This is a genomic window from Luteimonas sp. MC1750, assembly GCF_016615955.1.
Lineage (GTDB): Bacteria > Pseudomonadota > Gammaproteobacteria > Xanthomonadales > Xanthomonadaceae > Luteimonas.
On the sequence record NZ_CP067113.1, the window covers coordinates 1960115 to 1972045 of the forward strand.

7 protein-coding genes are annotated in these 11931 nt (G+C 72.5%); 3 read left to right on the forward strand and 4 right to left on the reverse strand.

The window, feature by feature from the left end; translation table 11 throughout:
- Positions 1-34: 34 nt before the first annotated feature.
- From JGR68_RS09165 to JGR68_RS09175, 3 genes are all read right to left on the reverse strand, one after another.
- Complete coding sequence (locus JGR68_RS09165) at positions 35-1813, reverse strand: GAF domain-containing protein (RefSeq protein WP_199361749.1); 1779 nt, start codon at positions 1811-1813, stop codon at positions 35-37.
- Positions 1810-2355, reverse strand: coding sequence for a biliverdin-producing heme oxygenase (locus JGR68_RS09170; protein ID WP_199361748.1), 546 nt, complete (start codon positions 2353-2355; stop codon positions 1810-1812). Before JGR68_RS09170 ends, JGR68_RS09165 begins: the two co-directional genes overlap by 4 nt.
- A 141-nt stretch (positions 2356-2496) precedes the next feature.
- A complete protein-coding gene (locus JGR68_RS09175; RefSeq protein WP_199361747.1) occupies positions 2497-4590 on the reverse strand; it encodes a C1 family peptidase in 2094 nt (697 codons plus the stop codon).
- A gap of 148 nt (positions 4591-4738) precedes the next feature.
- On the opposite strand from JGR68_RS09175, the gene JGR68_RS09180 reads away from it, so the two are divergent.
- The 3 genes from JGR68_RS09180 (at position 4739) to JGR68_RS09190 (ending at position 8906) form a co-directional block, all read left to right on the forward strand.
- Positions 4739-6313, forward strand: coding sequence for a phospholipase D family protein (locus JGR68_RS09180; protein WP_234446478.1), 1575 nt, complete (start codon positions 4739-4741; stop codon positions 6311-6313).
- 195 nt (positions 6314-6508) lie between these two features.
- A complete protein-coding gene (locus JGR68_RS09185; protein ID WP_199361745.1) occupies positions 6509-7612 on the forward strand; it encodes a Glu/Leu/Phe/Val dehydrogenase in 1104 nt (367 codons plus the stop codon).
- Between the two features lie 121 nt (positions 7613-7733).
- Positions 7734-8906, forward strand: coding sequence for an isovaleryl-CoA dehydrogenase (locus tag JGR68_RS09190; protein ID WP_199361744.1), 1173 nt, complete (start codon positions 7734-7736; stop codon positions 8904-8906).
- Between the two features lie 126 nt (positions 8907-9032).
- Here the strand turns inward: JGR68_RS09190 and JGR68_RS09195 are convergent, their stop codons facing one another.
- Positions 9033-11867 (reverse strand): autotransporter serine protease, encoded by a 2835-nt coding sequence (locus JGR68_RS09195; RefSeq protein WP_234446479.1) that lies wholly within the window; start codon positions 11865-11867, stop codon positions 9033-9035.
- Between the last annotated feature and the right edge of the window lie 64 nt (positions 11868-11931).

Genomic DNA, 11931 nt, shown 5'->3' on the forward strand with positions numbered 1-11931 from the left:
CACCGGCGCATGGCCGGCGCGTCCCGTGCCGGGGTCAGTCCAGGGCGTCGGCCATGGCGCCCAGCTCGTCTTCCATCTGGGTCAGCAGGGCGCGCAGGCGCTCCAGGCGTCCGCGCTCGGGCGAGGCCCCGTCGAGCAGCTCGGCCAGGCGGCGCAGGCGGGTGGCGTGTTCGCGCGCGTCCCAGCGCAGCATCGAGCGGTCGCTGTCGCTGCGCACGCCGTCCTCGGCACCGCAGGTGCCGCGCAGCGGCTGCTCCGGGATGTAGCGCTCGACCACCATGCGCAGGCGGCGGGCCAGCTCGAAATCGCGGCCGGTCCAGGCCGCGGACAGGGCCCTGACGTCCACTTCCCAGGCCTCGAAGCTGGCCCGCGGGCCGATATGGGTGCCGTCGGGATCCATCTGGAAGGGGCGGTCCGGGCGGCCCGCCCAGCGCAGGGTCTCGCGCTGCTCGCGGCGGAACAGCAGCAGCCAGACGCCACTGCCCTGTCCCAGGCGCACGGCGAACAGGCCGCAGGCGTCCGGCTGCGCGTCGGGATGCCAGTCCGCGCCCCGCGCGGTGGCGGCGGCGCCGGCATGGCCCTGCGTGCCGGCCCAGGCCAGGGCGTGCGCCAGGCCTTCGCCATCGGGGGTGGCCCCGTGCACGTGCCAGCCGCCGTCCAGGCACACCGCCACGCCATCGGCTTCCACCGAGCCCAGCACCAGGTCCAGCATCTCCGGCAGCAGCGCGGAGGCGGCCTCCGGACCGGCGGCGCGGTGCAGGCGCCCTTCCAGCGCGTCGCGATGGCTGCGGCGCACGGCGTCGATGCGCGCGGAGCCGCGCAGTTCGTGCGCGTCGAGGATCATCGACGCGTGGCGGCCCACCATCTCCAGCGCGGTGCGCTGGCGTGCGTTCACCGGCCGCGGGCTGCCGTGGTGGCAGGCCACCAGGCCCCACAGCCGGCCATCGACCACCAGCGAGATCGACATCGAGGCGGCCACGCCCATGTTGCGCAGGTACTGCAGGTGCACCGGCGAAACCGCGCGCAGCACGTCGAAGCTCATGTCCAGCGGGCCCTCGAGCTCGGGCGACTGCATCAGCGGCTGCGGCTCGGCGGTGACGTCGGCGATCACCCGCACGCGGTTGCGCAGGTACAGCGCGCGCGCCTGCGGCGGGATGTCGGACGCCGGGTAGCGCAGGCCCTCGTACGAGGCCAGGCCGCCGGCCAGCGCCTCGGCCACCACTTCGCCGCTGTAGTCGGGCAGGAAGCGGTAGACCATCACCCGGTCGTAGCCGGAGATGCGCTGCACCTGGCGGGCGATGCTGGGCAGGAAGTCGCCGTTGCCGGCCGCGGCGTCGAGCCCCGAGACCATGGCGTGCCCGCCTTCCAGCGCCTGGCCCAGGCCCGAAGGCTCGATCTCCAGGTGCACCAGCCCACCGGCGGCATGGGTGGAGATGTCGTGCAGCGCGCCCATCGGGCCGACGTTGGCGGCGCAGGCGAACTGCGAGGCACCGCTTTCACCGCGCGCGAGCACCGCGTTGACCGCGGCCAGCGACGCACGGTCGAGCAGCGCCTCGATCGGCTGGTGCAGCAGCGCGGCCATGTCGCCGGCGTCGAACAGCTCCACGGCGTTGGCCGATGCGGCGAGGATGCGCAGGTCGCGGGCGTGGTAGGCCAGCAGCACGCCGGGCGGCTGCACGGCGCCGATGACGTGGATCGGCTCGCGCGCGCATTCGGCGAGGGCGTGCTCGAAGCGGGCGTCCGCGGACGGGCTCTGCTCCGACAGTGCGTGCCGCGACAGGTCGGGCGCGGACAGCTTGGGGTCTGGCTTCATGCCGTGGTTCCTCCGGGGGCGAGTCGCGAATGGACGATGGCGAAGCCATCGCGTGCGCCGGACGTGGCGGCGGCGGCGTGTGCGTCGGGCAGCGTGGCCAGCAGGCGGACGAAACGCCCCCAGCGCGGCGGGTCCGCGGTGACGTGGTCGAGGAAGCGGCGCGCGCCGCTGACCTCCGGGTGCGCGGTGGCGAGCGCGCCGACGTCGCGCGCGAGCAGGCGCGCGCCGAGCGCGGAGCCTTCGATCACGTAACAGCCGCCGAGCCAGTGCGCACGGCTGGCGGGCGCGGGGGCGCCGGTGGCCGCGCTGGCGACGCCGAGGGTCGCGCAGTCGGCGCGCAGGCAGTCGAGTCGCACGCCGTCGTGCCAGGCCGCGTCGCGGCCGGACCAGTCGCCGCGATGGCCGAGCGCAAGCCATTCGGCCAGCGGCAGCAGTGCGCCGAGGTAGCGGCGGTAGTCGCGGAGATTCCGCAGGCCGTGCGGCAGCAGCGCATCAAGGGCGTCGTGGGTACCACGCGTGGCGCTGCGGACCTCTGCAAGCACGCTCGTGGCATCGAAGCCCCTGACTGCAGGCGCTGTCGTATTCGGCATCGGGATCCAATGGGCGGGGACAGGCCGCCCGGCGAGCGCATTCAACCACCGACGCGCCTCCCGCACCACCGTGTCCACCTGAACCTGTTCAGCTTAGTCGGCAAGCCCGGCGGTGAAGCGCCGGCGCCGCTGCGCGCGTGTTTCCGCCGACGCGTGCAGGCCCACGCGTGCACCGCTGCGCCGCTTGCCGAGCACGGTGGCCACCAGCGCGGCCACCGTCGCCGGATCGTCGTCGAAGCCGCCGTGGGTGGTCGCACGCGCCGCGCCGGCGTCGCCCAGCGGGCGGTCGTTGGGCGACTGCACCCAGTCGAGGCGACCCTCGGCGATCGCCTTGTGCACGCGTTCGTAGCCCCAGGCCTGGTCGGCGGGTTCGCGGGCCTCGATGAAGCGCGCCATGCCGGCCAGCGGCGTGCCCTGGCGCAGGCGGCGGTCGATCCAGTTGCGCGGCTGCTGCTCGAAGGCGCGCGCCACCAGGTACAGCAGCGACTTGTTGTAGATGCGCAGGCAGTGGTCGTCCTGCTCGGCGGCGTCGGTGAGGGTGAAGAGCGTCGCGCGCTCCACCGCCCGCGACTCGATGGCCGGCAGGCAGGCCTGGATGAAGCTGTCCATGTCCAGCGCCGGCGCCCACAGGCTGAGGCTGGCCACCCGCCCGCCCATGCCGAGCATCCCCTGCGCGGGGCCGCCGATGATCTGGCCCGGCCGCGTCAGCAGCTGCAGCAGCGGGGCCATCAGGATCGCGCCGGCGCTGTGCGCGGCGAGGTGGATCTCGACGTCGGGATCCGCGCGCCGCCACTCGTCCAGCAGGCGCGCCACCTGGGCCGCACCGCCGTTCTCGACGAAGCCGCCGCCCGGCGCCGCCGACACCGCGGTGGTGGCGAGCCGGGCGTTCTCCTTCATCTCGTCCCACATCAGCCTGCCGCCGATGGCGCGCGCCAGCGGCTCGATGGTGTCGTCGATGCGGTCGAGCAGCAGGTCCTTGGCCGCGTCGATCACGCCCTCGCTGCGCGGGCGCGCGGCGTCCTTGAGGATGTTGCCGAGCGTGGACCAGAGGTCGGTCTTCCAGATGAAGCACAGCGGGTAGACCTGCTGCGCCAGCATGGTCTGGCGGAAGTCGGCGGCGCGCTGGATGGCGGCATCCTCGGGCACCAGGCCGCCGTGCGCGTAGAGCAGCACGCGCTTCTTCTTCCACCCGGCGGTGATCGCGCGCATGTCCTGGCGCACGATGTTGCGCACGTCCTCCTGGGTGCAGGCGAAGCGGCCCTCGCAGCGCAGCGCGCCGTTGTTGCCCAGGCTGATGACGTGCGGGCGCAGGTCGGCCTGCGAATAGCCCACCGACTGCCGGCCCAGCGGCGAGGTGCTGACCGCGGCGGAGCTGGCGCGTTCGAGTTCGACCGGCACCGCGAGGCGCGCCACCCAGACGTCGGTGCCGCGCTCGAGCCATTCGTCGTAGCTGATCCAGCCGTAGCCGAACTGGCCCCAGCCTTCGCCCCAGGAGTTCTGCAGCCAGAACCCGCCGCGGTCGTAGCCGACGATGGCATAGGCGTGCCAGCCGAGCACCGGCTGCTGCGCCCAGCGGATGCGGCCGCTGGCGGCGGGTGCGTCCCAGCCGTCGTGCACGGCGGACGAGGCGTAGAGCACGCCGGTCTCGGCGAAGGCGGCGTGCATCGCCACCAGGTCCTTGTGGTTGACGCGGGCGTAGGCGCCGAGCGGATTGCGCAGCGCGTCGCGCGCGCGCTCGTCGGTGTAGGGCTCGAGCTTCAGGCCGGGGGTATAGGGCCAGAGGTCCTCGGAACAGACACCGTGGCGGTGCCAGGCCTTCATCGCGCCGCGGCAGCTGGAGCCGGAATAGCCCTCGCCTTCCCATTCGTCGTAGCGGCGCGCCATGTCGTAGAACATCCGCGTGCTGACGCGGGTGGCGTCGGGCTGCGGGCGCCGCCGGCGCAGCAGCACGTGGGCGACGGTGGCGAGGCCGAAGGCGGTGCAGGCGCCATCGCTGCCCTGGTCGAGGACCGGGATGCCCAGGGCGAGGAACTGCTCGAGCGGCGACTCGGTGGGCACGTCGACCAGGGTGGGCTCGAACATGCGGTCGCGGAAGTCGGCGGTGTCGGGGCGGGCGTCGAACAGCCGGCGCGTGCCGGAGTCGAGCGAGGCGATCGCCGGGGGCGGTGCGGGACGTGCTGCGGCCATGCCTGGAGCTCCCTGTCTGGCGTGGATCGAGCCTGCTTCCCCTGTGCCGACCCTTTTACACCCGCCGCTCCTGCAATGGCGCGCGGTTATAGTGCCGGCCTTCGGGGACGGGGACGGACATCGGGTGATCAGCCGGGCGCGGCGCATCATGCTCTGGGGCGCCTTCACGCTGGCCGTGCTGGTCGCCAGCGGCCTGCTGCTGGCCGACCGGCTGACGCCGCCCAACACCGGGCAGGCCTCGTGGGCGCTGCCGGTGGCCCGCGACGACACCCCGCTCGACCGCGAGCTGGCACCGCTGCTGGCGCAGCATCCGGGCCAGACCGGCGCGATCACCCTGGTCGACGGCATCGACGCCTTCGCCGCACGCGCGATGTCGGCGCGCCAGTCCGGGCGCAGCCTGGACCTGCAGTACTACATCTGGCACGACGATCTCACCGGCCGCCTGCTCGCACGCGAGGCCTGGCTGGCCGCCGAGCGCGGCGTGCGCGTGCGCCTGCTGCTGGACGACATCAACGCCGGCGGCAAGGACACGCCGCTGCTGGTGCTGGACGGCCATCCCAACATCGAGGTGCGCCTGTACAACCCGTTCCGCAACCGCGACGGCATCGCGCGCCTGCTGGAGATGCTGCAGCGCGGCTTCAGCCTCAACCACCGCATGCACAACAAGGCCTGGATCGCCGACGGGCGGGTGGCGATCGTGGGCGGGCGCAACGTCGGGCTGGAGTACTTCGGCGCGTCGGACGCCAGCAACTTCCACGATCTCGACCTGCTGCTGTTCGGCCCCGAGGTCGAGCAGGCCAGCCGCATCTTCGATGCGTTCTGGAACAGCGACGCGGTGGTGCCGCTGTCCGACCTCGGCACGCTGGGACTGGACGACATCCGCGCCACCGTCGCGTTGATCGGCGGCGAGGCGCGCACGGCCGACGCACGGCGCTACATGGAGCGGGTGGAAGGCTCGTCCACGGTGCGCGCCTACCTGCAGCAGTCGCTGGAGCCGCACTGGAGCGACCGCATCCGCGTGGTCTCCGATCCGCCGGTCAAGCGGCCGGGCGACGACACCACGGACTGGCTGGTGGGCCAGGTGGACGCGGCGCTGCGCGGCGCGCGGCAGGCCGCCCTGCTGGTCTCGCCCTATTTCGTGCCGGGCGATGACACGTCCGGGATGCTGACCGGGCTGGCGTCGGCTGGCGTGCACGTGGGCGTGGTCACCAATTCGCTGGCGGCCAACGACGTGGTGGCGGTGCACGGCGGCTACGCGAAATACCGGCGGCGGCTGCTGGACGGCGGCGTGCACCTGTACGAGCTGCGGCCCGAGGCCGCCGTCAACGGCAACGGCGATGCCGAGGGCCCGGCCAACGTGCGGCCGCGGGCCCGCGCCGCGGGCAGCAGCGGCGCCAGCCTGCACACCAAGGCCTTCCTGGTGGATGCGCAGTCCGGCTTCATCGGTTCCTACAACCTCGACCCGCGCTCGGCCTGGCTGAACACGGAGATGGGCGTCTTCTTCGACGATCCCGGCCTGGCCGCCGACCTGCGCGCGGAGTACCTGCACCTGGCCGGCCCGGCGCTGAGCTGGAAGGTGGTGCTGGACGCCGGGGATGACGTGGCGTGGCTGGACGGCGCCGCGCAGCCGGCGGCGCTGCTCGTCACGGAGCCGGCCGCCAGCCGCTGGCGCCGCCTGCAGGCCTGGGTGTTCCGCTGGCTGCCGCTCGAATCGCAGCTCTGAGCGATTGCTGCGCTGCGGCATCCCGCCATACCCGCACGCACGGGAAATCACCGCGCCGGCGGCGTAGAATGTCGGGCCTGTCGCCTTCCCGGACCCCGTGTCCGGTGCACCGGCGGCCGTACAACCAGCACCCCACCCAAACCACCGGCCACCCCGCGCCCAGCGCGGGATGCTGAGCCGGCTGCGGAGTCCCGAATGATTTTCGAGCACCTCGATACCTACGGCCACGAACAGGTCGTGTTCTGCCACAACAAGGACGCCGGCCTGAAGGCCATCATCGCGATCCACAACACCGTGCTGGGCCCGGCGCTGGGCGGCACGCGCATGTGGCCGTACAAGACCGAGCAGGACGCGCTCAACGACGTGCTGCGCCTGTCGCGCGGCATGACCTACAAGAACGCGGTGGCGGGCCTGGACATCGGCGGCGGCAAGGCCGTGATCATCGGCAACCCGGCCACCGACAAGTCCGAGGCGCTGTTCCGCGCGTTCGGCAAGGCCGTGCAGTCGCTGGGCGGCCGCTACATCACCGCCGAGGACGTGGGCATCGACGTCAACGACATGGAGCACGTCTACAAGGAGACGGAATTCGTCACCGGCGTGCACCAGGTGCACGGCGGTTCGGGCGATCCGTCGCCGTTCACCGCCTACGGCTCGCTGCAGGGCCTGATGGCCGCGCTCAACGCCAGGTTCGGCGACGAGGAAGTGGGCAACTACAGCTATGCCGTGCAGGGCCTGGGCCACGTCGGCATGGAATACGTGAAGCTGCTGAAGGAGCGCGGCGCGAAGATCTTCGTGACCGACATCAACCAGGCGCTGGTCGACAAGGCCGTCACCGAATACGGCTGCGAGGCCGTGGGCCTGGACGAGATCTACGACGTCGACGCCGACGTGTACTCGCCCTGCGCCCTGGGCGGCACGGTGAACGAGGAGACCCTGCCGCGGCTGAAGGCCAAGGTCATCTGCGGCTCGGCCAACAACCAGCTGTCGACGAACGCCATCGGCGATGAAGTCGAGAAGCGCGGCATCCTGTACGCACCCGACTACGCGGTGAACGCGGGCGGCGTGATGAACGTGGCGCTGGAGATGACCGGCTACAACCGCGAGCGCGCCATGCGCCAGATGCGCACGATCTACCACAACCTGACGCGCATCTTCGAGATCGCCAAGCGCGACGGCATCCCGACCTACAAGGCCGCCGACCGCATGGCCGAAGAGCGCATCGACGTGATGGGCAAGCTGAAGCTGCCGATGGGCCGCACCGCCCCGCGCTTCCACGGCCGCATCCGCGGCGGCGCGTAAGCACCGCTGAAGCCGTGATCGACGACGGGGCCTGGTGCCCCGTCGTTGTTTTCGAAAACCTCGTTTGTGAAGCACCGCGCCGCGCGCAGACGCGCCGGGCGCCAGGACTGGAGTGACCGAAATGCGCACCTTCCCGCTGGGTGAAGAACTCGACGCGCTGCGCGATGCCGTGCGCCGCTTCGCGGAGGCCGAGATCGCGCCGATCGCCGAAGCCGTCGACCACGACAACGCCTTCCCGCAGGCGCTGTGGCCGAAGCTGGGCGAGATGGGCCTGCTCGGCCTGACCGTGCCCGGCGAGTACGGCGGCAGCGGGATGGGCTACCTGGCCCACCTGGTGGCGATGGAGGAGATCTCGCGCGCCTCGGGTTCGATCGGTCTGTCCTACGGCGCGCACTCGAACCTGTGCGTCAACAACCTGCACCACAACGGCAGCGACGCGCAGCGCGCGAAGTACCTGCCGAAGCTGTGCAGCGGCGAGTGGAAGGGCGCGCTGGCGATGAGCGAGCCGGGTGCGGGCTCCGACGTGGTGGGCTCGATGGCCTGCCGCGCGGAATTCCGTCCTGGAGCGGGGCGCGATGGCGCGTGGGTCGCCAACGGCAACAAGATGTGGATCACCAACGGCCCCGAGGCCGACGTGCTGATCGTCTACATGCGCACCGCGGGCAAGGACGCCGGCAGCCGCAGCATGACCGCGTTCATCGTCGAGCGCGGCATGAAGGGCTTCAGCACCGCGCAGAAGCTGGACAAGCTCGGCATGCGCGGCAGCAACACCTGCGAGCTGGTGTTCGAGGACTGCGAGATCCCGGCGGAGAACGTGCTGGGCGAGGTCAACCAGGGCGTGCGCGTGCTGATGTCCGGCCTCGACACCGAGCGGCTGGTGCTGACCGGCGGCCCGATCGGGCTGATGCAGGCCGCGCTCGATGCCGCCCTGCCCTATGTGCGGGAGCGCAGGCAGTTCGACGCGGCGATCGGCACCTTCGGCCTGATGCAGGGGAAGATCGCCGACATGTACACCGCGCTGCAGTCGTCACGCGCCTACGCCTACCAGGTGGCGCGCGACTACGACGCCGGCCACCGCTCGCGCATCGACCCGGCCAGCTGCCTGCTGCACGCGTCCGAGGCCGCGGTGCAGGTGGCGCTGGAAGGCATCCAGGCGCTGGGCGGCAACGGCTACATCAACGAGTACCCGACCGGCCGGATCCTGCGCGACGCCAAGCTGTACGCGATCGGCGCCGGCACCAACGAGATCCGCCGCATGCTGATCGGCCGCGAACTGTTCGAAGACCGCGCCTGAGGCTCCCCGCCCCCGTGTTCCTGTAGGAGCGGCTATAGCCGCGATCGCCCTGCACGATCCGTCGCGATCGCGGCTATAGCCGCTCCTACAGGGTCCCGGGCGCCGTCAGGGTCCCCGGCGCGGCCTTCAGAACCCTTGGACGTAGCGCAGCGACACCATGCGGTCGCGGCCGCGCGGGCCGAAGCGCTGGTCGTAGCCGAGCCCCAGCAGGGCGTTGTGCCCCAGCCACGTCCGCGCGCCGAACCCGAACACGCCGCCCGACCGGGTCGCGGCCTGCCCCGGCAGCGGCGCCCAGGCGTCGGCGCCCACGAAGCCGGCCTGCAGGTCGAAGCCGCTGGCCGACAGCGTCTCCTGCCACTCGCCATAGCCATGCAGGTCCAGGCCCTGCCAGGCGCGCTGGACGCGCAGGCCGGCCAGCGCCTGGCTGCGCGCGGCGTCCCATGCGCCGACGCGCAGGCCGAAGCCGTCGGCGCCGCTCTCGCTGAAGCCATCGCTGCGCAGGCGCACATGCTCCGCGCCGAGATACGGCGACAGCGCGAAGCCCGCCGCCTCGAACCGGTAGCCGGCCTCGACGCTCGCGCTGGTGTAGTCGCCGGAATAGCGGCTCGAGACGCCCGAGCTGCGCTCACCGGCGAACAGCCGGCGCTCGACGTCGCGCTCGAAGCGCCCCGCGCCGGCCTGGCCAAGCACCCAGGCATTGCCGTCCACCCAGCCCGCATAGGCCGTGCCGGACGTCTGCCGATCGTGCGAACGGTCGCCGAGGCCATCGACGCGTCCATGCGCGCGCGCCTCGCCGAATGCGAAGCCGGCCACGCGCCCACCGCCCAGCGCGCTGTCGCTGCCGATCATCCAGCCGTCCAGGGCGAAGCCGTTGCCCGCGAAGCCGCCCTCGCCGCCCGCACCCAGGCTGCGCTTCCACACGCCCGCCCCGTGGGCGCCGCCGTCGAAGGCATCCAAGCGCGAGGACAGCGCGCGCCGCCCCATGTCGATGGTGTCCAGGGTCGCCGCCACCGAGGTAGCGTGCAGCTCGCCCGACAGGCTGGACAGCGCCTGCGCGGCGCGCGCGGCGCTGTCGACCTGCTGCAGCTCGCTGGCCACGCGGATGAAGCCGCTGGCGACGCCGCCCTCCTGCGGCTGGTCGAGCAGCTGGAAGGCATGCTCGACGCGTTCGGCCGAGGCCATCGCCGCCGGCGTGAACCCACCCAGGGCGGCCATCGTGGCCGCCACGTCCAGCCGGACGATGTCGAGCCAGACCAGGTCGCCGCCATAGCGCAGGGTGCCCTGCAGGAAGATGCCGCTGCCCCAGGTCAGGTCCTCGAACATGCCGGTCAGTCCGCCGGCCGCATTGATCAGGTCCTCGCGGCGCGCGGTGGTATAGCCGGGCTTGACCCCGGCCACGTGCAGGTCGCCGCCCTGGATGAGCGCGCGCCCGGCCACGTCCATGCGCTGGCCCAGCGAGACCGCGAAGGTGGCGCCGTCGCGCTGCAGGTAGTCGCCGCCGACCGTGGTCACCGTCTGGCTGCTGCCGCTGGCCGTGCCGCGCAGGTCGACGCGCCCGGCGTTGTCGATGTCGCCGTCGACGCGGGTGCCGAGGCCGAATCGGCCGTTGGCGTCCACGCGCACGTCGCCGGCGACCGCGCCGTTGACGGCCAGGGTGCCGCGGGTCACCACCACGCCACCGGCATTGCCGGCGGCCGCATCGAGCACCAGGCTGCCGGTGCCGCCCTTGACCAGGCGGCCGTCGCCGGACAGGTCGTTGCCCCAGGTCGAGGTGCCGCCATCGAAGGCGACGCTGAAGTCGCCCCAGTCGAGCCGCGCGGGGCCGCGCACCGCCTTGCCCGCGTCCAGCGCGCCATGCCCGAACAGCGGGTCCACGCCGGGCGTGCCGAGGTCGGTGGCCGTGCCCAGCAGGGTCTGGCGCACGGCGTCGTTGTTGAAGTACGGGAAGGCCTCCCAGACCAGCGCCGCGGCGCCCGAGACCAGCGGGGCCGCCAGCGAGGTGCCAGTCCAGCGCCAGTAACCGGGCGAGGTCGGCGCGTCATTGGTACCGGTCACCACAACCGAGCCCGGCGCGACCATGCAGTAGTCCATGGCGATCCCGCAGGCGTTGGAATAGTCCGCCAGCTGGGTCGGGTCGTAGCGGTCCAGCGCCGAGACGGCGATCCAGCCGCGCTCGAGCTCCGCCGCCGGCAGGCTGCCGTTGGGCCCCTGCTGACTGGGCAGGGCGGCCATGTCGGACGGATCGTTGAAACCCGCGTTGCCGTTGGCGAACACCACCAGCCCGTCGTTGTCGAGGATGAAGCGGCGGTACTCGGAGGCGATGCCCGCGGTGGCGTTGGGATTGGTCCAGTACAGGCCACCCCAGGAGTTGTTCATGATCCGCACGCCGCGGTTGATCAGGTCGGTGTGGATGCCGGCCAGTCCCAGCGGGCCGTCGACCTGGTTGCCCTCGCCCGAGCCGTCGTCCTCGGGCGGGTTGTCGTTGATGATCCGCGCCGAGACGATCTGGGCGCCCGGGGCCATGCCGCCGGGCCAGGTCCCGAACGGGCTTCCGGCCGCGGCCTGCGCCACCGCCGTGCCATGGCCGACCACGTCGTCCACCGCGAGGTTGTTGCCGCTGCCGCCGATGTAGGTCAGGTTGGCGGCCACGCGCCCGGCGAGCGCCGGATGGTTGCGGTTGACGCCGCTGTCGACGATGCCGATGCGGATGCCGGCGCCGGTGAAGCCGGCCTGGTGCGCAGCGCCCGCGTTGGTCTGCAGCAGGTGCGCGCTGTTGGCCGGGATCGGCGTGCCGACCACGGGCGGCGGCGTGGCCGGCGGCGGCGCGACCGGGGGCGGATCGGGTCGGATGTTGTCCCCGCCGCCGCCTCCCCCGCCTCCACAGGCGGCGAGGATGGCCGTGGCGAGCACGGCGAAGGGCAGCGACCGCGGCATCGTGCGGCGGTGGTGGGTCCTGGGCATGTCCGTCTCTCCCCGAGCGGTCTGGCGTGATCGCACTGATTACGTGAAAACGCCAGGCGGGCCA